Genomic DNA, 20,925 nt, shown 5'->3' with positions numbered 1-20,925 from the left:
ATCTGATCCAGAGCCCCGCCCCAAAAAGGCGGGGGCTTTCGGCGTTCTGCGGAGCGGCTAGAGGGAATCTAAGCCCGCTGCGGGCGCCGTGGCCAGCGCGCGCGTAGCGCACGTCGCGCCCGGGACTACACCCTTGCCGCCGGGAGACAGGCTTGGTCAGCCGGGGCTGCTGCCGGCGCCGGAAGAGTTGTCGGCCCAGGCAAGGCCCGCTTTGAACGTCCGCTCCTGAAGGCCGTTGCAGACGATACGGCGGTAGTCGGGGAATTTCCGCACCCGACCCATCTCAGACGTTCAGAGCCCTCATAGACTGCTCCGAACCGGACATCCTCGTTGCCGCAGCGAGTGTTGAAACCGGACCTCCGATCGGGGGCGGATCCGGCTCCCTTTCCGAATCTCAGTCGCTCCTCCGGATTGCCTCGAAGCAGGGGCTGCGGGTGACCCTCGTGCAACGGGCGCACGCAGTGCTCGGGGCGATAACGCGCTCGCGACACCTTTGCCAAGTGATCCATAGCGCCTCAGTTTGATGAGCCCCCAGGCCAGAAGAGCTCCGCCGCCGACATCGTCCATCCGTTGCGCTTCGTAACCGTTACGTACCCTCCGTCCCCGACCATAAGGCTCGATATTGGCGCGGCGGGGCGCCTCGGCACAGCTGTCTGCCCCTTCACCCGCCTTATCGTCGGCGAGCTGAGGCCGTCGAGGCGCGCACCGGGCGCATCATCAGATGAGAGCCAAACGACTGGCGTCACTGAATCTCATCCGTCCTTTATGCGAGGGCCGGACCATGACACTCGACCATATCGCCTTGGCTTTGCTCATTGTCATGATGTTGCTGGTCGCCTATGGCGTGGTCGCCGTCTACGGCATTCCGTATGAGATCGCCAAGCGGCGGCATCACCCGCATCAGGATGCCATCGGTGCCGCGACCTGGGTGAGCCTGTTCACGCTCGGCGCGCTGTGGCCGTTCCTGTGGATCTGGGCCATGTCCTACCGGCCGGATCGCGGTTGGGGTGTTTCGACGGGCACGCGGAATCTTCCCGACGCCAGCACCCTCATCGCGCAGTTCGAAAAGCGGCTCATGGCGCTGGAGCGCGCTCGGACCACGCAGGTGCCGTGATGGCCGCGCTGCTGCTGCTCGGCTATGCCGCGATCTGCGTGGTGGTGTTCAAGCTGCTGCGGGTCCCGGTGAACAAATGGAGCGTGACGACCGCCGGCCTCGGAGGCGTGGTCGTTGTCGGCGGCCTTCTTGTAACGATGAATTACAACCATCCGTTCACAACGGATGCGCGTCTGTACTTCTACACCACCCCGATCGTCCCCACGGTCAAAGGGCATGTGGTCGAGGTCACGGTCAGGCCCAACGTGCCGCTGACGGCAGGCGATCTCCTGTTCCGCATCGATCCGCGGCCCTACCAGTACATCGTCGAGCAGAAGCGGGCGCTGCTCGCCGAGGCCGAGCAGAATGTCAGGCAACTCAAGGCCTCCTTCGACCAGGCCTCCGCCAATGCGGAACGGGCAGAAGCTGATCTCAGGCTCGCGCAGCAGACCTATGATCGGCAGTCCGAACTGCTCGAGAAGCGCGTCGTCGCGCAGGCCGCCCTCGATACCGCGGCGCGCAACCTCGACGCATCGAGACAGGGGGTGGCGGAAACCCGGGCAGCCGCAGAGCGTGCGCGGCTTGCATTCGCCTCGGAGATCGGCGGAGTCAACACGGCGGTCGCGCGCCTCCAGGCCGATCTGCAAAACGCCGAGTTCGACCTCTCGGAGACCAACGTCACCGCGCCCACCAATGGCTACGTCACTCAGCTTTTTCTACGGCCCGGGATGACGGTGAGCCCGTCGACGCCGACGATGGTCTTCATCCATAGCGACGACAACATCTTCGGCGCCTCGTTCGCGCAGAACGCGCTGCAGCGTGTGAAGGCGGGAGATGAGGCGGAGATCGCCTTCGACGGCATTCCGGGGCGCGTTTTCAGCGGTGAGGTGGGCGTCGTGAGCGACGCCATCGCCCAGGAACAGGTCCAGGCTGGCGGCACCCTGTTGAACCCGGAGGACCGGAGCCGGATTGTCGGGCGCCCGATCACGCGCATCCGGATTGTCGACGACCTGTCCGGTTACCAGCTTCCGGCCGGAGCGACGGCGCAGGTGGCGGTATACACCGAGCACTGGCAGGCGGTCGCCATCGTTCGCCGCATCCTGCTACGGATGAAGGCCTGGATGAACTACGTCGTGTAGGAGCGGGTCACGCCGGTGCAGCAGACGGCTGCGAATTCGGCCCGGACCGTGCCTTCGTAACCGTTACGTATCCTCCGTCCCAGGGGAGCCGCGTCGATACTGGCGTCGTCGGGCCGCGCTTCGGCGGATCTCCGATCCGGTCGCGGGAGCCTTCGGCCACGCAAGCGGTCCGGTGCGCACAGGCCCGATCAGGAAACCCGAAGATCGAGCCGTAGATGACGCCGGACCGACAGGGGTAAAGGCGAGATTCGATTCTGAGGCGACAGGAAGAGCTGGAGAGCGGAAGGCCCGGAGCCGCATTGCTGAAGGTCGGCTTCCTTGGTCTCACGGAGATCTTCATGAACCTCACTATTCCGGAAATCGACCTACCGCCCATGTTGCGGTTTGCCATCGTTCTAAGTTTTATTTTCATTATGCCGTATTTGACGAGGAAGCTGCGCATCCCATCCGTTGTCGGATTCATATTGGTCGGTGTTCTTATCGGCCCGCATGGCATCGGGATCATGCCCAAGAATGCAGAGGTGGCGAACTTCTTCGCGGAATTGGGCAAGCTGCTGCTGATGTTCTTCGTCGGTCTCGAAATCGACCTGCGCCAATTCAAGGTCAACCAGCGGCGGTCGCTGGTGTTCGGCCTCACGACGTTCACATTGCCGATGGTCGCGGGGTTCGCAGTCGGAGTCAGCTTCGGCTATCCTTTCGTCTCGGCGGCATTGATCGGATCGCTGCTCGCTTCGCACACTCTGATCGGCTACCCGATCATCCGTGGCACGCCGCTGGCGTCCAGGCCTGCCGTCACCATCACGGTCGGGGCCACGGTCCTGACGGACATCCTGTCGCTCCTGATCCTCGCGGTCTGTCTGACCACCCACAAGACGGGGTTCGACCCCTGGTCGCTGATCATCCAGCTGGCGGAGCTCGCCGGCTTCGTGCTCTTCATGATCGTCGTGCTTGCCCGCTTCGGCCGATGGCTGTTCGACCGGTTGCGGCAGACGGATGAAGCCTGCTTCCTCCTCATGCTCACCATCGTCGCGGCCGGGTCGGCGCTTGCGGAAGCCATCCAGCTCGAAGGCATCCTGGGTGCGTTCATGGCGGGCCTGGCCGTCAACGCCGCGGTGCGAGACGCACCGGCCAAGGCGAAGCTCGAGTTCCTGGGCAACAGCCTCTTCATCCCGGCCTTCTTCATTGTCACCGGCTTCCTGATCGACATCAACCTGTTCGCGGCAACCATCTGGTCCCATGCCGCGATGGTGGCGGCGATCTTGCTGGGGCTGATCGTGACCAAGTGGCTGGCTGCGGAGGCGGTCGGCCGGGTCTGGGGATTTCCGGCCATCGATCGTGGCCTGATGACCTCACTTACCATCCCTCAGGTGGCCGCAACCTTGGCGGCCGCGCTCGTCGGCTATCAGGCGCTGAACGCCGCCGGGCAACCCCTGATCGACGGACCGATGCTGAACACCGTTCTCGTGCTCGTGGTGGTCACGTCGGTCCTGGGACCGGTCCTGACCGAGCGTTTCGTTGCTGTGGCAGCCCGCCGGCAAGCACTTGGGTCCACGGACGCGGCAAGGCGCCAGGCCGGCGAGGAGACGTCCCCGCCCGGCCGCCACAGCGTGGAGAAACCCGGGATGGGCAACGGCAGTGACATTCCTTTGAACCCCTGAGCAGGAGGCAAGATATGTCGTTCCGCCTGTGCTGCGTGATCGCAGCTGTCACGGTAGCCTCGGCGTTCCCCGCCCAGGCCCAGATCGGCTTCATACTGGGCCGCAACGGCGCCAAGCTGTCAGCCGAGGACATGGCAACGATCCGCGGATCGGTGAGGCAGGTTTTGACGTCGAAGCAGGTCGGCACGACGGAGACCTGGACGGCGTCGGGCAATGCCCGGGGCGAGACGACGCTGTCGCGGATCTTTGAAAGCGATGGCGAACCCTGTGGCGAAGTCAGGATTGTCATTCGCCGCCCTGAGAGAGAAACGCCCTACAACATCAACTTCTGCAGGTCCTCGGACGGTCAGTGGCTGATCGCACCGTAGCGGGGCCCAACCACGCCGCGCCACCGCATCGATGGCAATTGGCGAGGTCCCGCTCAGCCGTCCTCGCCGTGGCGCCAGGCGTTAACAGTAACATTACCCCTCCGCTCTCCCTTTCGGTGAGATGGAGCGGTATTCCTTGTCGACATCTCTGCCTGTGGATGGCGGCCGCACCTGAGGCCCTGGGTCGGTGTCAAGCATACCGGGGCAGGCTGCAGCACGGCATCACCGGGCGAGTGTGACGCCGCAGGGGCCTGCGAGAGCCTGTCTGCGCAGACCCTTGCCAGACTCCCGTCCGCCGCCGACTGCGGTTGACTGAGCCGGGGTGTTCCGATGCGAGGCAGATCCACCCCGCCGGGGTTGGCGCGTCTCATGCTGCGGTGGCCGGCCCTTCGCGAGGTGCTCGCCGCCCGCGCCGAGACGGATGATCAGTTCGCGTCACTTTGCGAGATCTACGCCGAAGCCCATGAGGCGCTCGAGGCTTGGCAGAGGTCCGGCCATGCCCTTGCTGCGGCGCGCGCCTCTGAATATCAGGACATGCTGGCGGAGATCGAAGGCGATATTTTAGACAAAATTGATGTGCGGCGATAGATCAGGACGGCATTCCTTAACAAATGCCGGAAAGAATATTATGATAGTTGGGAGAAATATTATTATCGCAAAGTGTGATTCTTGAGGTACGATGCGGCGATTTTTGAAGAGAGCGGCGAGGGTGCCATGCCAGCCGAGCTCAACGAAGCGCATAAGGCCCGGGCTGACTTCGGGACCAGAGAGGCAATACCTGATGAGGCTTCCATCCGGGAAGCGCTCGCCGCTTTGCTCAACGATCCGAGCTTTCACGCCTCCGAGCGCAACCACCGGTTTCTGCGCTTCGTGGTCGAGGAAACCCTCGCCGGCCGCAGCGATCGCATCAAGTCCTACACAATCGCCGTCGATGTGTTCGGGCGTGGCGAGGGTTTCGACGCCGCCACGGACCCGATCGTCCGGATCGAGGCCTCGCGGCTTCGGACCGCACTCGCGGCCTACTACGATGGTCCGGGGCGTGATTCCACAATCCGTATCCAGCTGCCCAAAGGCGGCTACGTGCCTATCTTTGAGCAGATTTCAAGCATACGGGATGCTGTCGAGCCGCCGCGGCGCGGCCGGTCGATCACCGTCGGGTGGCGGGCCCTGGCAGTGGTCGCAGTCCTGCTGGCAACGGTCGCCGCCGGTGGTTTCTGGTTCCAGGCATCGCCGACAGCGTCGCGGGAGCCGCTCCTGATCGTCGATCCGGTGGCGGTCGCGTCGGACGATCCCTTGAGAGTCCAGATGGCGCTCGGGCTGTCGCAGTCCCTGGTTGTGGCCCTGACCCGCTTCCAGGGGCTGCGTGTCGTCTACGCACCGGATGAAGCGCGGCGACAGGCCATCGACGATCATCTCGCGAAGGATGGCGGCCGCCGTTCGCTCTACGCGCTCGACTCCAGCCTGCGGCAGGAAGGCGGCTCGATCCGCTTCTGGTGGCGGCTCAGCGACATCCGGCGTGGCGAAACCGTCTGGTCGGATATGGTCGACCGTTCAGTCAGCGACGGGACCATGATCCCGATCGAGGACGAGATCGCGCACGGCGTCGCCACCCGGATCGGAGAGCCGACAGGGCTCGTGGCCACGCGCGAGACGCATATCGAGCTGGCCCGGCCGACCGGCGGCTATGGCTGCGTCCTCCGGGCCCGCGCTTATTACACGGCGATCTCCGAGACCCTGCATCGCGATGTCCGCTCCTGCCTGGAGGCGACGGTGGCCGCGGACGCGACCTATGCGGATGCCTGGTCCATGCTCGCCTATGTCTATCTCGACGAGGACCGCAACGGGTTCAATCGCAGCGGCACGGCAGAGGATGCGGCGATGCGGGCGCTGCGGGCCGCCGAACGGGCCGTGGCGCTGGCGCCGCAGTCCGAGACTGCGCTCGAGGCGCTGATGGTCGTCAACCATCGCCTCGGCAATGTGGAGGCGGCCGAGCGGGCCGGCCGCCGGGCGCTCGAGATCAACCCGAACAATCCTGAGCTGCTGGCGGAACTCGGCATTCGCCTCTTCGCGCTCGGAAAGTGGGACGAGGGCGCCGACATGGTCCGACGCGCCGCCGAGCGGAGCATGGTGCTGCCGCCGCTCGAGCGGGTCACCCTGGTGTTCGATCACTACCGCAAGGGCGAGTTTGATCAGGCTCTGACGGAGGCGAAGAAGATCCAGCTTCCGCAATATTACGTCACCTATCTGTTGTTGGCGGCAATCTACGGTGAGCTTGGCAAAAAAACGGAAGCGGAGGCTGCCATAGCGAGATTGCTGGAGCTTCGCCCGGACTACGCGTCGGAGATGCGGGAAGACTTTCGCTCCAGGCACTACACGGGTGCCCTGATCGACCGGCTGGCATCCGGCCTTCGCAAGGCCGGCCTCGCGGTTCAATGAGCATCGCACGCGGATGCCGACCGCCATCCTATCCGGCTCGGCCGTTGCGTATTGTAACCGTTGCGTACCCTCCGTCCTGGGCTGTCGGAATGAATAGTATCGTTGCCGGGTACTGCGTTTGGCATCCCGATGGTCCGGCATGGGAGCATCGTCCGTTCTGGCGGTAGGGCCTCCCAGGCGCCGCATGCTCCGCCGTCGACGATCCGGAGGATGTGTCCAATGGTCCATCACCTGACCGCCCGTGGCGGCCCGTCGGCGACCCGCGCCGCCGAGGTGGGAGTGCTGTCGCCGCTCATTTGGCTCTTCCGAATGGAGGCTGATCATCATGGCGACCATCAATGGAACTTCAGGCGACGACAATCTCGTGGGCACGCTTGACGACGATGAGATCAACGGCCTGACAGGGAACGACACCATGGAAGGCCTGGCAGGTGCCGACCACTTCAACGGCGGGCCGGACTCAGACACGGTGGTCTATGCCCTCTCGCCCGGTGCCGTTACGGTCGACCTTGCCTCCGGTACGGGCACTCGGAACGATGCGGCCCTGGACACCTATGTCGGCGTCGAGAACGCAATCGGGTCGGCCTTCAACGATCTCCTCGCCGGCGATGCCGGCACGAACGTCCTGTCCAGCGGGCCCGGGGACGATACGCTTCACGGCGCAGCCGGTGCGGACCAGCTGGACGGCGGCAACGGGTCGGATTTCGCCAACTTCCAGGGCTCGGGCGAGGCGGTCACCGTCGACCTGCTCGCCGGCACGGCATCGGGAGGTGATGCCGAGGGCGACGTGCTGACCAGCATCGAAAATCTCTATGGCTCCAGCAACGATGACAGCCTGACCGGCAGCGATATCCGCAACATCATCGGCGGCGAGCTGGGCAATGACACCATTGTCGGAAACGGAGGGGATGACTCCCTGTCCGGCGAGGATGGTGTCGATAACCTCAGCGGCGGCGATGGCAACGACCGGCTCATCGGCGGCGCCGGTGCCGACACGATTCTGGGCGGCATCGGCACCGATTCCGTCGATGCCGGCAGCGAGAACGACATCGTCTCCGGCGAGGCCGGCGACGATTCCATCGTCGGCGGCGCCGGCGACGACCAGATCGACGGCGGCATCGGCAATGATATCGTCGAGGGCGCGGCCGGTGCCGATACCGTGACCGGCGGAGCGGGGATCGATACCGCCTACTACGCCACCAGCACCGGCGGGGTGACCGTCGACCTGGCGGCGGGAACCGGCACCGGCGGCGATGCCGAGGGCGACGCCCTCTTGGGGATCGAACAGCTATATGGTTCGACGGTCGCTGATCGCCTGGCCGGGGATGCCGGCAACAACACGCTCTGGGGCAATGCGGGCAACGACATTCTCGTCGGCGGCGCCGGCGCCGACTTCCTGAAGGGCGGCACCGGCAACGATACGTTCGTCTACGCCAATGTGACGGAGAGCACCGTCCCCGTCGCGGGCAAGGATACGATCGCGGACTTCACCGCCGGTGACCGGATCGACCTGTCCGCGATCGATGCCGACGGCGATGCCTCGAACGGCGACACCGCCTTCGCCTTCGTCGGCAGCCTGTTCGTGGGCCAGGTGGCACAGGTCGCGGTGGTGGCATACGACGACGGCCGCCAGGGCGTCTACATCGGCATCGATGGCGACGACAATCCGGAATCCATCATCACCGTCTACGCCGGCCACGCCCTGACCGCGGCGGACTTCGTGCTGTAATGGCGAACGGCCCGGTCGTTGCGCTTCGTAACCGTTACGTACCCTCCGGCCTAGGCCCTGAGCCTCGATAGTCGGACCGCCGGGTGCTGTGTCTGGCACCGCTGAGCTTCTTCGGAGAGTGTCCTTGCCACCGCGGCACGCCGTGATGCCCAGGATCTCCGGCTCCGCGCCCGCGCCGGACGAGGTACCGGGCTTTATCGACCGACCGAAACTGATCGCACCCCAAGGAGAGAATGGTGACTGGTCGCTTCATGGTATCCCCCATCATCGGAGTGGCATTCCTGATCGCCGCTCTCATGGCCCCCGCCCAGGCCGCTGACGTGCCCATCGTCACGGGCGAGCACTGGACCAAGGCGTCGGAGGCAGAAAAGAAGGCGTTTCTGGCAGGTGCCGCGAATGTCATCTCGATCGAATACCAGCTGCGAAAAGACGATCGCCGGCAGCGCCCGGGAATGATTGCCGCGCTCGTCACCAACCTGCAGCCGATGACGCTGAGCGACATCTCGCAAGCGGTGGACGCCTACTACATGGCCAATCCAGGCCAGACCTCCCGCTCGGTGATCGAGGTCATCGTCACCGACGTCGCCAAGATCAAACCGTCGAAGTAGGGGAGAGCAGCGATGCGGAAGATCCTTTTGCCGGCGGCGCTCTGCGCCGCGCTGATCGGCACGGCCTGCACCAATATGAGCCCCGAGCAGCAGGGAACGCTGAGCGGCGCCGCCATCGGCGCCGCGGGCGGCGCGGCGATCAGCGGCATCGCCGGGGGCAATGCCGGTGTCGGCGCTCTGGTCGGCGGCGCTGCAGGCGCCGTGGCCGGGAACCTCAAGGGCAAGGGGTACTGGTGATCCAAGGCGACGGTTGAGGCGTGCTCGAAATCCTCCAGCCATGGCCGCCGTGCGGTCAGTCCGACCGGCCGGTTCGTTCCACCAGCGTTGCACACGGGATGCCGATTGCCGGCTGAGTCTGATCCGGGCGTTGCGCTTGGTAACCGTTACGTACCCTCCGCCCGGGGGCCTGGGCTTCGATAGTGGCACCGCTGGGCGCGCGTTCAGCATCCCGATGTCTGGCGTGAAGCGTCTTCCGGTCGGACGGCGTGAACACCTCAGATGCCTGCGTGCCACATGCCATCGACGATCCGGAGGACGTCCACGATGGTCCATCGCCTGACAGCCCGCCGCTCGTCGGCCCTGATCTCCGGGGCGATGGTCTGCATGATAGCGGGAGGCGCGGCCGCGGCGGAGAACGCAACCAGCGTCTATCTGCTGGGCTTCCGCGGTCCGCTGGCCGGCATGACCCCGCCGCCGGGCGTCTTTCTCCAGAATGACGTCTATGTCTACGGCGGCAGCGCGGATGGAGGGCGCCGGCTGCTCCTGGGCGGGACCCTGGCTGCCAATGTCAATGGGGAGGCCCAGCTCGAGCTGCCGACCGTGATCTGGGTGGCGCCGGCGCAGGTGCTGGCGGCCAGCTGGGCTTCACGGCCACATGGCCGCTCGGGCGCAGTTACGTCAACGCGAGAACCTCTATCGACTCTCCGGTCTTCGGCCGCAACAGTGGCTTCATCAGCGACGAGACCAACGCCATCGGCGACCCGCTGCTGTCCGGCTTCCTGGGCTGGAATGCGGGCAAGTTCCATTGGCAGGCGGTGGCGATGCTGAACATCCCGATCGGCGACTACCGCAAGGATGCGCTCAGCAACGTCGCCTTCCACCGCTGGGCCGGCGACCTGACCGGCACCGTGACCTGGCTGGACCCGGAGTCCGGCATCGACCTCTCCGCCGCGGCCGGCTTCACCTTCAATGGCGAGAACCCCGAGACCGACTACTGGACCGGCACCGAGTTCCATATCGAATGGGCCGCCAGCAAGAGCTTCGGCGATGTCTCGCTCGGCCTCGTCGGCTACCACTACCAGCAGATCACCGGCGACGGCGGGCCCGGGGCGAGGCTGGGCGATTTCGAGGGGCAGGTCACCGCGCTCGGCGGGACGGTCGCCTACAACTTCAACCTCGGCGACAGGCCGCTGACCGCCCGGCTGAAGGTCTATCGCGAATTCGCAGCGGAGAACCGGCTGGAGGGGACCTCGGCGTTCCTGACCCTCTCGCTGCCGCTCCAGATCAACGCTCCGCCACCGGAATAGGGAGACGGCGGTGTCCGAGTCCTGCTGCAGCCATACCGCCCCGATCATGGAGACAGCCGTCAGGCCGGCACGTCCGGGCATGGTCTGGATCGCCGGCGGCGAGTTCGGCATGGGCTCGGACCGGCACTATCCGGAGGAGGCGCCGGTCCATCGGGTCCGCGTCGACGGGTTCTGGATCGACGAGATCCCGGTTACCAACGCGCAGTTCCGGGTTTTTGTCGAAGCAACGGGCTACGTGACGCTGGCGGAGGTCCCGCCCGACCCGAAGGATTATCCGGGCGCCAAGCCGCATATGCTGCGGGCAGGATCTGTCGTCTTCGCGCCGCCCGCCCGTCCGGTGGACCTGCGCGGATCGCCGCAATGGTGGGCCTTCCGCTTCGGCGCCGACTGGCGCCATCCCTATGGCCCCGGCAGCGATATCGAGGGCCAGGACGACCATCCCGTGGTCCATGTCGCCTACCAGGACGTGCTGGCCTATGCCGCCTGGGCGGGCAAGGCGGTGCCGACCGAGGCGGAGTGGGAGTTCGCGGCCCGCGGCGGGCTGGACGGCGCCGAATTCGCCTGGGGCGACGCGTTCACGCCGGGCGGCCGCCACATGGCCAACACCTGGCAGGGCCGGTTCCCGCACGAGAACCTGGTCTTCGACGGCTATCCCCGGACCTCGCCGGTGCGGGCCTTTCCGGCCAATGGCTATGGGCTCCGCGACATGATCGGCAATGTCTGGGAGTGGACGGCCGATTTCTGGTCCAGCCGGCATCCGCCCGCTGCCGGCAAGGCCTGCTGCGTCGCCCACGACCCGCGCGGCGCGGCGGAGCAGGACAGCTTCGATCCCAACCTGCCGCAGATCCGGATCCCGCGGCGCGTCGTCAAGGGCGGGTCCCATCTCTGCGCGCCGAACTACTGCCGGCGCTATCGCCCGGCGGCGAGGCACGCCCAGCCGGTCGACACCTCGATGAGCCATATCGGCTTCCGCTGCGTGGCGCGGAACGCCGGCACCCCCGTTTCATCGCCAACCTAGAGCAGACGTAAGAGGAGGCAATCAGATGCAGGATATCGACTCCAGGCAGGATCTGGCCCCCGAAACGGAGGTCGAGTCCGGTGTCAGCCGGCGGCGGCTTCTGTCGGGAACGGCTTTCGCGGCCGCCGCCGCGGCGATGGGAATCGCGTCGCCGTCGTCTCCGGCCGCCGCCCAGACCGCCGCACCTGCCGCCCAGCCGGCCGCCTCGGGCAAGAAGCCGAACATCCTGGTGATCTTCGGCGACGATATCGGCCAGTCGCAGGTCAGCGCCTACACCATGGGGCTGATGGGCTACCGCACGCCGAACATCGACCGCATCGGGACGGAAGGGGCGATCTTCACCGACGCCTATGGCCAGCAGAGCTGCACAGCAGGCCGGGCCTCGTTCATCCTCGGCGAGGAGCCGTTCCGGACCGGCCTGCTGACCATCGGCATGCCGGGCGACCCGCATGGCATCGCCGACTGGATGCCGACGATCGCCGATGTGCTGAAGACCCAGGGCTACGCCACCGGGCAGTTCGGCAAGAACCATCTCGGCGACCGCGACGAGCACCTGCCGACGCGGCACGGCTTCGACGAATTCTTCGGCAATCTCTACCACCTGAACGCCGAAGAGGAGCCGGAGGGCTACTTCTATCCGAAGAATCCGGAATTCCGGAAGAAGTACGGCCCGCGCGGCGTGCTGCACACCCATGCCGATGGCCGGATCGAGGACACCGGGCCGCTGAACACCAAGCGCATGGAGACGATCGATGAGGAGTTCTTGGCCGCGGCCAAGGACTTCATTGACCGCCAGCACAAGGCGGACAAGCCGTTCTTCGTCTGGTTCAACAGCACCCGCATGCATGTCTTCACCCATCTGAAGCCCGAATCCCTCGGCAAGACCGGCAAGGGGATCTATGCCGACGGCATGGTCGAGCATGACGGCATGGTCGGGGAACTGCTGCAGCAGCTCGACGATCTCGGCATCGCCGACGACACGATCGTCGTCTACACCACCGACAATGGCGGCGAGCTCGCCCTGTGGCCCGATGGCGGCCAAATGCCGTTCAAGGGCGAGAAGGGCACGACCTGGGAAGGCGGCTTTCGCATCCCGATGCTCGCGCGCTGGCCCGGCGTGATCAAGCCGGGGTCGCAGGTCAACGAGATCATCTCGCTGATCGACTGGTTCCCGACGCTCTGCGCCGCGGCCGGGGTGCCGGACATCAAGGGCAAGATGGCGAGCGGCTTCGCCGGTGAGGGCGGCAAGACCTTCAAGGTCCATCTCGATGGCTACGACTTCATGCCCTTCTTCCAGGGCAAGGAGGAGAAGGGGCCGCGGGATACGATCTTCTACTTCGACCAGAGCGGAAACCTGAATGCAATCCGGGTGGAAGACTGGAAGCTGAGCTTCGCCTCGATCCACGGCAACATCGCCACCGGCACTCGCGATGTCACCGGCTGGGCGCTCACTGCCAATCTGCGCATGGATCCCTATGAGCGCGGATTCGACGAGGGCGGCGAGAACATGAAGTTCATCGCGCAGCAGCTCTGGCTGCTGGTCCCGATCCAGGAGAAGATCAAGGAATTCTTCGCCGATTTCGACGAGTTCCCGCACCAGGACGGTTCCTCCCTGAATGCAGGGGGCATCAACTATTCCAGCCTGCGGGCAGCCGACGCGCTCAAGCGGCTCAAGGAGATGGAGCGTTTCGCTCCGGCGAATTGACGGGAAACTCCGGCATGCCGGCCCGCCCGGCATGCCGGAGGGGCTCCTCGGACCGTGACATCGGGGGAAGAACGATGACTGCTATCGGACAGGGCTGGCTGGGAAAAGTTGCGGGGCGCCGCGGCTCCACGATCAAGCCTGGTCGTCGGGCGCTCCTGATCCTGGCCGCTTTGGCCGCGCTGGGATTCCTGCATCCCCTCGCCGGCCAGGCCGTCGCCCAGACGGACCCGCTGCCGTCCTGGAACGATGGGGCGGCAAAGCAGGCGATCACCGCCTTCGTGACCCGGGTGACCACCCAGGGCGGGCCGGACTTCGTGCCGGTCGAGGAGCGGATCGCGACCTTTGACAATGACGGCACGCTGTGGGCCGAGCAGCCGATGTATTTCCAGATCGCCTTCGCCATGGACGAGGTCCGCGCCCAGGTCGACAAGCATCCAGGCTGGCGGAACACCCAGCCGTTCAAGGCGGTGCTGGAGAACGACCGCGCGGCCCTGGCCAAGCTCGGCGAGCAGGGCCTCCTCTCGATCATCGCGGCGACCCATGCCGGCATGACGGTCGACCAGTTCACCGACACCGTGTCGCAATGGATGCGGACGGCGCGCCACCCCCGCTTCGACCGGCCGTACAACGAGCTCGTCTACCAGCCGATGATCGAGCTCCTGGCCTATCTCCGGGCCAACGGCTTCAAGACCTTCATCGTCTCCGGCGGCGGCATCGAGTTCATGCGTCCCTGGGTCGAGCAGGCCTATGGCATCCCGCCCGAGCAGGTGGTGGGGTCCAGTGGCAAGACCTCCTTCAGCCTCGACGGTAACAGGCCGGTCATCCTGAAGCTGCCGACAGTCGAATTCGTCGACGACGGCCCCGGGAAGCCGGTCGGCATCAACCGCTTCATCGGGCGGCGGCCGGTCTTCGCCGCCGGCAACTCCGACGGCGACCTGCAGATGCTGCAATGGACCACCATGAACGACGGGCCCCGCTTCGGCCTGATCGTCCACCACACCGATGCCGAGCGGGAATGGGCCTATGACCGGCAGTCTCCGGTCGGCAAGCTCGACAAGGCGCTGGACCAGGCGCCGCAGCGCGGCTGGCTGGTGGTCGACATGAAGCGCGACTGGCGCACCGTCTTCGCGTTCCAGAAGTGAGGCAGCCATGAGCGATGCCCGCGACGCCGTCCTCGAGCTGCAGCGCCGGGTGAACCAGTCGGTCATCGGCCAGGAGCAAGTGGTGCAGCGCTTGGTCATCACCCTGCTCGCCAATGGCAATGTGCTGGTCGAGGGTCTGCCCGGCTTGGCCAAGACCCGGGCGATCAAGAGCCTGTCCCAGGCGCTGGAATCGGAGTTCCGGCGCATCCAGTTCACGCCCGACCTGCTGCCGTCGGACGTGACCGGCGGCGAGATCTACCGCGATGACGGCACCGGCAAGGGCAGCTTCGAGTTCAGGCCCGGCCCGATCTTCGGCAACCTGGTCCTGGCGGACGAGATCAACCGCGCCCCGGCCAAGGTGCAGTCGGCGCTGCTCGAGGCGATGGAGGAGCGGCAGGTGACGGTCGCGGGGCAGCGCTATCCTTTGCCCGATCTGTTCATGGTGCTGGCGACCCAGAACCCGATCGAGCAGGAGGGAACCTATCCGCTGCCGGAAGCGCAGATGGACCGTTTCCTGATGCATGTCCATATCGGCTATCCGAGCGACGAGAACGAGGCGAAGGTGCTGCGCCTGGTGCGTTCGGAAGAGGCAGGCGCCGCCGCGGCGGCAGAGGCAAAGATCCCGCAGCAGGCAGTGCTGGACGCACGGGCCGAGATCCACCAGGTCACCGCGGCCGAGGCGGTCGAGGCCTACATCGTCGCCCTGGTCGTCGCGACCCGTTATCCGGACCGCTACGATGGCGACCTGGCGAAGTGGATCGAGATCGGCGCCAGCCCGCGCGGCACCCTGGCGCTGGACCGTGCCGCCCGTGCCCATGCCTGGCTGGACGGGCGGGATTTCGTGACGCCCGACGATGTCCAGGCGGTGGCGCATGACTGCCTGCGCCACCGGGTCGCGCTGAGCTACGCCGCCAGCGCCGACGGCGTCCGCGTCGACGACGCGCTCGACGCGATCCTGAAGCAGGTCGCGGTCGCGGCCTAGGGAGCGTGCGATGCCGGTTCGCCCGGACAGTCACGACGATGGCAGAGAAGGGACTGCCCGGGCCCATGTCGCGGTCGGGGACCTGGTCCGGCTGCGGCACCGGTCGCACGGCTTCAGTCTGCTGCCCCGCCAGCCGGTGCACAGCATCCTGACCGGCCGGCACGCCTCGCGGCTGCGCGGCCGGGGGCTGAACTTCGAGGAGTTGCGGCATTACTGGCAGGGCGACGACATCCGCACCATGGACTGGCTGGCCACCGCCCGGCTGCGCAGCCCGCATGTGCGGGTCTATTCGGAGGAGCGGGACCGGCCTGTGCTGCTGGTCGTCGACCAGCGCCTGTCGATGTTCTTCGGCAGCCGCGGCGCGATGAAGTCGGTGGTGGCGGCGGAGGTCGCGGCGCTCGCCGCCTGGCGGGTGACGGACAGTGGCGACCGGGTCGGCGCGATCGTCTTCGACGACACGCAGGTGGTCGAGATCCGGCCGCAGAGCCGCAGCCGTGGCGCGCTGCGGATCCTCGGAACGTTGGCCCGGATAAACCAGGCGCTGTCGGTCGAGGCACACGCAGCTCCCAACCCGGGAATGCTCAATGAGGCGCTGCAGCACGCCGACCGGCTGGCGACCCATGACTGGCTGGTCTGCCTGGTGACCGACGCTGCCGGTGCGGATGCGGAGACGGTGCGGCTGGTCACACGCTTGACCGCGCACAACGACGTCATGACCGGCTTCATCTACGACCCGTTGGAAGCGGAGCTGCCCGATCTCGGCCGGGTCGCGGTGGAGGAGGGCGGCCGCCAACTCGCCGTCGACACCGGCCGTGGCCGCCTGCGCCGGGATTTCGCCGAGGCATTCTCGTCGCGGCTGGAGGCGGTGGAACGACTCTCGCGCTCCCGCACCATCCCGGTGCTGCGGATCCGGACCGACCGCGACCCGGCGGCGCAGATCCGCGCGATCCTGGGCGAGAAGCTGAGTGCCGGGCGTCGACAGGCGGCGGCATCATGACGGGCGATCCGGCCGACCTCGCCAATCTGCGCGACATCGCCGTGCCGCCGCCGGTGCCCTGGTGGCCGCCGGCGCCCGGCTGGTGGATCCTAGCCGCGGCGCTGCTGGCGGCGGCAGCGGTCCTTGCGCTTCGCAGGTTCGCGCGCTGGCGGGCCGACGCTTATCGCCGCGCCGCGCTGCGCGAGCTGGCGGCGCTGGAAGCCGCGGCCGGGTCGATGCCGGCGGGGGAACTGGCCGCCGCCGTCTCGGTGCTGCTGAAGCGCACGGCCCTCGCTGCGTTCCCGCGGACGGACTCCGCGTCGCTGAGCGGTGCGGCCTGGATCGATTTCCTCGACCGCACCGGCGGTGCGTTCACGGGGCCGGCGAGGCTGCTGCCGCAGCTCGCCTATGGCGCCCCGGCGGATGCGGCAGCGATGCCTGCGATCCTGGCCGCGGCCCGGGGCTGGATCATTGCGCACCGGGCGGGCCGGCCATGCTGACCTTCGCCTATCCCTGGCTGGCGCTGCTGCTGCCGCTGCCTTGGCTCGCCTGGCGCCTGCTGCCGCCGCGTGCCCAGCGGCGGGCGGCGCTGCGGGTGCCCTTCTTCGAACGGCTGTCGCGGGTCAGCGGCGCCACGCCGGACAGCGGCGGGGCCGTATCCGGCCGCAGCCTTGGCCGCACCCTGCTGCTGGCGCTGTGCTGGCTCCTGGCCCTGGTGGCGCTGATGCGGCCGCAATGGATCGAGCCGCCGCTGCACCGCGACCGGCCGACCCGCGACCTGCTGCTGCTGGTCGACCTGTCGCAGTCGATGGAGGCGAAGGACTTCACCGACGCCAACGGGCAGACGGTCGACCGGCTGACCGCGGTGAAGCAGGTGCTGGATGACTTCCTGGCCCGCCGGCAGGGCGACCGCGTCGGGCTGGTGGTGTTCGGCGACGCCCCCTTCACCCAGGTGCCATTCACCACCGATCTCGCGCTGTGCCGCCGCCTGCTGCAGGAGACGGCGGTCGGCATGGCCGGCGCCCGCACGGCCTTTGGCGATGCGATCGGCCTCGGCATCACGCTCTTCGCCGGCAGCACGGTCCGGCACAAGACCATGATCGCCCTGACCGACGGCAACGACACGGCCAGCCAGGTGCCGCCGGCCGAGGCTGCCGGTGTGGCGAAGGACAAGGGCATCACCATCCACGCCGTCGCCATCGGCGACCCGGCGGCGGTGGGTGAGGAGAAGCTGGACGAGGACGCCCTGAAGGCAGTGGCCGAGCGCACCGGTGGCGGCTTCTTCCGCGCCATGGACCGTGCCGGGCTGGCCGGCATCTACCGGCGGCTGGACGAGATCGAGGTGCGGCAGGTCGAGACCGTGAGCTTCCGGCCGAAGACCGATCTGTTCTGGATCCCGGTCGGGCTTGTGCTGCTGCTCACCCTGCTCGATCGTGCCGTCGCACTGTGGGCCGCGCATCGCCGCGACAGGCGCGCGACCCGTGGCGCGGTGGGGGCGGCATGATCGACGCCCTCGCTCCGTTCCATCTGCTGCGGCCCTGGGCGCTGCTGGCCCTGCTCCCGGCCTTCGCCCTGTGGTGGCTGGAGCGGCTGCGCGCCGATCCGTCGCTGCGCTGGCGCCGGGCGATCGACCCGGAACTGCTGCGCCACCTGCTGGTACGGCCGGAGGGTGCATCGCGCCTGGTCCCGGCCGATCTCCTGCTCGCCGCCTGGATCATCGCGGCGATCGCGCTGGCGGGGCCGACCTGGCGGCAGGAACCATCGCCCTTCGCCGACGCCCAGCCGCCCGCCGTGATCGTGCTGCGCGTCACCCCCTCCATGACCACCGCCGATCTGCCGCCGACGCGGCTGGAGCGGGCGCAGCAGAAGATCGCGGATCTCGTCGGGCTGCGCGAGGGCGCCGCGACCGGCCTCGTCGCCTATAGCGGCTCGGCCCATCTGGTGCTGCCGCCGACCGCCGACGGCAGCGTCGTCGCGACCATGGCCAAAGCGCTGGCGCCGGAGGTGATGCCGCGGGAGGGCGATGCCCTGGCCGATGCCGTGGCCCTGGCCGGGCAGGTGCTGGCCGAAGGCGGGCGGGGCGGATCGATCCTGGTGCTGGCCGACACGGTCGCGCCGGACCAGCTTTCCGCGTTGCAGGGCAAGGCCACACCCGGCGCCCCGGTGCTGGTGCTGCCCATGGTGCCGCCGGCGCAGGCCGGCGCCGATCGGGCCCTGTCCGATGCCGCCGGTGCCCTGGATGCGGCGACGATCGAGCTCACCGTCGATACTGCCGACGTCCAGGCCATCGCCCGCCGGATGGCCCGGGCCGCGCCGGTGGGAACGGTCGCGGGCGACGGCCGGCGCTGGGAAGAGGCCGGCTTTTGGCTGGTGCCGGTCCTGGCGCTGATCGTGCTGGGCTGGTTCCGGCGTGGCTGGGGGCTGGGCGCATGAGGGCAGCGCTCCACAAGGCGGCCGCGATCGCCGGACGGCATCCGCTGGCGCTGATCGGGCTGGCGCTGCTGGTTGCGCTGGGCGTGGCCGGCGGCCGTACCGGTTGGCTCGCGCTCTGGCTCACGCCCGACCAGCAGGGGCGTTGGCTGATCGAGCGGCAGCGCGACGCTGAGGCGGCGGAGGCGTACTGGGACCCGATGTGGCGCGGCGTGGCGCTGATGCGCGCCGGGCAGTTCAAGGAGGCCGCCGCCGGGTTCGGCGGGCTGGACACGGCCGAGGCCGCCTATGACCAGGGCAATGCCCTGGTCATGCTCGGCAAGTACGAGGATGCGGTCGGGCGCTACGACCGGGCCCTGGCGCTGCGCCCGGACTGGGACGATGCGGTTGCGAACCGCAGGCTGGCGCAGCTGCGGGCCGAGCGGCTGAAGACCCAGGGTGGCGATGAGACCGGCGGCCAGGTCGCCGCCGACCAGATCGTGATCGAGCCGGGCAAGAAGGGCGGCGAGGCGGCGGACCAGGAGCAGGGAGGCGGCGCGCCGATGAGCGACGCCGACATCCGCGCCCTGTGGCTCAGGCGCGTGCAGACCCGGCCCGGCGACTTCCTGCGGGCGAAGTTCGCCTATCAGCTGCAGATCTCCGGGGCGCCGGGAGGGACGCCATGAGATGGCTCGCCCTCCTGCTGCTGGTCCTGGCCCTGGCCGGCCGCGCCGCCGCCCAGGACGGCGGCGTGCGCATCCGAGTCACCGTCGACCCGACAGAAGGCGCCATGATCGGCCAGCACATCCGCCTGTTCGTCGACGTGCTGTTCCCCGACGACATGCCGCATCCGCCGAAGGTGGCGGCCCCGGAGGTCCCGGGCGCCCAGCTGTTCCGCTTCGAAAGCCAGGCGACGACCATGAACGACCGGCTCGACGGGCGCAGCTATGTCGGCCAGCGCTTCGAATTCGCACTCTATCCGCGCCGCGGCGGCGACTTGGCCGTCCCGGCTTTCGTCGCCACGCTGCTGGACCGGGCCGGCGATCCGATGGGCAGCGCCCGGTCCGACCCGGCCTCGGTCGCCGTGGCGGTTCCGCCCGGCATCGACGCGTCGCAGCCTGTCGTCGCGTCGGCGGAGGTCACGGCAGAGGAGCAATGGACGCCGGATCCGGACGGGTCCTTCAAGGTGGGCGACGCGCTGAAGCGATCGGTGACGCGCACCGCTGCGGACGTGCCGGGCCTGGCCCTGGCCGCCCTCAATCCCGCAGCACCCGATGGCGTCCGCGCCTATGCCGACCCGCCGGAGATCGCTGACAGCGTCGATCGCGGCGAGATCACCGGCCGGCGCACAGACCGCGTGACTTATGTGTTCGAGCGGCCGGGCACCTATCTCCTGCCGGAGGCCCTGCAGAGCTGGTGGGATCTGGATCACGGCGCCGCGCGGACCGCGCAGGAGCCGGGCGTGGAGGTCGTGGTGCAGGCGGGGGAAGCTGCCGCGGCCGCGGCGGCGACACCGGATGCCGGAGGCCGCCGCCCCTTGCCGCTGATCGCTGGCGCCGTCCTGGCGCTGCTGGCGGCCGGCATCCTCTTCTATCGCAATCGAACCGCGGCCGTCGCCTGGTTGCGCCTCCGGCGCGAGGCCCGCGAAGACCGTGAGCCGGCGGTGTTCCGCGGGCTGCTGCAGACTTGCCGGACGGGGGATGCGGCCGCGACCTACCGATTACTGCAGGCGTGGCTCCCCCGCCTACCGGGCCGGCCACGTCTTGCATCGTTGGCGCGATCCGGTGGCCGGGCTGATCTGGTGCCCCTCTTCTTGCAGCTGGAGCGGGCGTTGTTTGCCCCACATCGCGAGGCTTGGGCGCCGGAGGACGGGCGCGCCTTCGCCCGCTCTCTCGCTGCTTGTCGCCATGGGCGCCGGGCCTCGTGTCCGTCCGTCCGGCCCGCCTTGCCCGGCCTCAACCCGGGCCGATGATGATCGGTCTCGACAGTCGGGAGGCGCCCCGAAGCCAATGATCTCCAGTGACGCCGTGACGTCCGGTTCAGGCCACGCCCCAGCCGGCCTCAGACGAATTTTACTCTACATTACAACTGCATAGAGAATGTCCGGTCCCGAGGCTTCATCACTATGTCCGGAAA

General features: G+C 67.8%; 20 protein-coding genes. All 20 read left to right on the top strand.

All coding sequences use genetic code 11. The features are described 5' to 3' along the window. Positions 1-781: 781 nt before the first annotated feature. The 20 genes from FFK22_RS36095 (at position 782) to FFK22_RS36000 (ending at position 20,761) form a co-directional block, all read left to right on the top strand. Positions 782-1,114: a DUF3302 domain-containing protein gene (locus tag FFK22_RS36095; protein WP_138892771.1), complete on the top strand. Its 333-nt coding sequence runs from the start codon at positions 782-784 to the stop codon at positions 1,112-1,114. Next, positions 1,114-2,232, top strand: a complete 1,119-nt coding sequence (locus tag FFK22_RS36090) for an HlyD family secretion protein (protein WP_138892772.1) — start codon at positions 1,114-1,116, stop codon at positions 2,230-2,232. Before FFK22_RS36095 ends, FFK22_RS36090 begins: the two co-directional genes overlap by 1 nt. A gap of 299 nt (positions 2,233-2,531) precedes the next feature. Beyond that, positions 2,532-3,890 (top strand): cation:proton antiporter, encoded by a 1,359-nt coding sequence (locus tag FFK22_RS36085; protein WP_186002850.1) that lies wholly within the window; start codon positions 2,532-2,534, stop codon positions 3,888-3,890. Positions 3,891-3,904: 14 nt separating this feature from the next. Further along, entirely contained in the window at positions 3,905-4,258 is a 354-nt protein-coding gene (locus FFK22_RS36080; protein WP_138892774.1) for a hypothetical protein, read from the top strand. 369 nt (positions 4,259-4,627) lie between these two features. Further along, positions 4,628-4,846: a hypothetical protein gene (locus tag FFK22_RS36075; protein ID WP_138892775.1), complete on the top strand. Its 219-nt coding sequence runs from the start codon at positions 4,628-4,630 to the stop codon at positions 4,844-4,846. Positions 4,847-4,972: 126 nt separating this feature from the next. Then, positions 4,973-6,694 carry a hypothetical protein gene (locus FFK22_RS36070; RefSeq protein ID WP_138892776.1) on the top strand — a complete coding sequence of 574 codons (1,722 nt, stop codon included), beginning with the start codon at positions 4,973-4,975 and terminating at the stop codon, positions 6,692-6,694. Between the two features lie 325 nt (positions 6,695-7,019). Beyond that, positions 7,020-8,423, top strand: coding sequence for a calcium-binding protein (locus FFK22_RS36065; protein WP_138892777.1), 1,404 nt, complete (start codon positions 7,020-7,022; stop codon positions 8,421-8,423). Positions 8,424-8,659: 236 nt separating this feature from the next. Next, complete coding sequence (locus tag FFK22_RS36060; protein WP_138892778.1) at positions 8,660-9,031, top strand: hypothetical protein; 372 nt, start codon at positions 8,660-8,662, stop codon at positions 9,029-9,031. Positions 9,032-9,043: 12 nt separating this feature from the next. Further along, the gene (locus tag FFK22_RS36055) at positions 9,044-9,268 is read left to right on the top strand and encodes a hypothetical protein (RefSeq protein ID WP_138892779.1); all 225 of its coding nucleotides are present in this window, start codon (positions 9,044-9,046) and stop codon (positions 9,266-9,268) included. 587 nt (positions 9,269-9,855) lie between these two features. Next, positions 9,856-10,557, top strand: coding sequence for a transporter (locus FFK22_RS36050; protein WP_221939109.1), 702 nt, complete (start codon positions 9,856-9,858; stop codon positions 10,555-10,557). A 79-nt stretch (positions 10,558-10,636) separates the two neighbouring features. Further along, complete coding sequence (locus FFK22_RS36045) at positions 10,637-11,575, top strand: formylglycine-generating enzyme family protein (RefSeq protein ID WP_221939108.1); 939 nt, start codon at positions 10,637-10,639, stop codon at positions 11,573-11,575. Between the two features lie 25 nt (positions 11,576-11,600). Further along, positions 11,601-13,280 (top strand): arylsulfatase, encoded by a 1,680-nt coding sequence (locus FFK22_RS36040; RefSeq protein ID WP_138892780.1) that lies wholly within the window; start codon positions 11,601-11,603, stop codon positions 13,278-13,280. 74 nt (positions 13,281-13,354) lie between these two features. Further along, positions 13,355-14,422: an HAD family phosphatase gene (locus FFK22_RS36035; RefSeq protein ID WP_138892781.1), complete on the top strand. Its 1,068-nt coding sequence runs from the start codon at positions 13,355-13,357 to the stop codon at positions 14,420-14,422. Positions 14,423-14,429: 7 nt separating this feature from the next. After that, positions 14,430-15,404, top strand: a complete 975-nt coding sequence (locus FFK22_RS36030; protein WP_138892782.1) for a MoxR family ATPase — start codon at positions 14,430-14,432, stop codon at positions 15,402-15,404. 10 nt (positions 15,405-15,414) lie between these two features. Further along, entirely contained in the window at positions 15,415-16,401 is a 987-nt protein-coding gene (locus FFK22_RS36025; protein WP_138892783.1) for a DUF58 domain-containing protein, read from the top strand. Next, the gene (locus FFK22_RS36020) at positions 16,398-16,880 is read left to right on the top strand and encodes a DUF4381 domain-containing protein (protein ID WP_138892784.1); all 483 of its coding nucleotides are present in this window, start codon (positions 16,398-16,400) and stop codon (positions 16,878-16,880) included. The genes FFK22_RS36025 and FFK22_RS36020 overlap by 4 nt, the downstream gene beginning before the upstream one ends. Then, positions 16,874-17,884: a VWA domain-containing protein gene (locus FFK22_RS36015; protein WP_138892785.1), complete on the top strand. Its 1,011-nt coding sequence runs from the start codon at positions 16,874-16,876 to the stop codon at positions 17,882-17,884. Before FFK22_RS36020 ends, FFK22_RS36015 begins: the two co-directional genes overlap by 7 nt. Next, entirely contained in the window at positions 17,881-18,813 is a 933-nt protein-coding gene (locus tag FFK22_RS36010) for a VWA domain-containing protein (RefSeq protein WP_186002849.1), read from the top strand. Before FFK22_RS36015 ends, FFK22_RS36010 begins: the two co-directional genes overlap by 4 nt. Then, a complete protein-coding gene (locus FFK22_RS36005) occupies positions 18,810-19,475 on the top strand; it encodes a tetratricopeptide repeat protein (protein WP_138892786.1) in 666 nt (221 codons plus the stop codon). The genes FFK22_RS36010 and FFK22_RS36005 overlap by 4 nt, the downstream gene beginning before the upstream one ends. Then, positions 19,472-20,761, top strand: coding sequence for a BatD family protein (locus FFK22_RS36000; RefSeq protein ID WP_138892787.1), 1,290 nt, complete (start codon positions 19,472-19,474; stop codon positions 20,759-20,761). The genes FFK22_RS36005 and FFK22_RS36000 overlap by 4 nt, the downstream gene beginning before the upstream one ends. The last annotated feature ends 164 nt before the right edge of the window (positions 20,762-20,925 follow it).

The organism is Mycobacterium sp. KBS0706, from assembly GCF_005938675.2.
Classification (GTDB): domain Bacteria; phylum Pseudomonadota; class Alphaproteobacteria; order DSM-16000; family Inquilinaceae; genus Inquilinus.
Note: the sequence above shows the minus strand (reverse complement) of the source record. Positions and strands in the feature narration are given on the sequence as shown.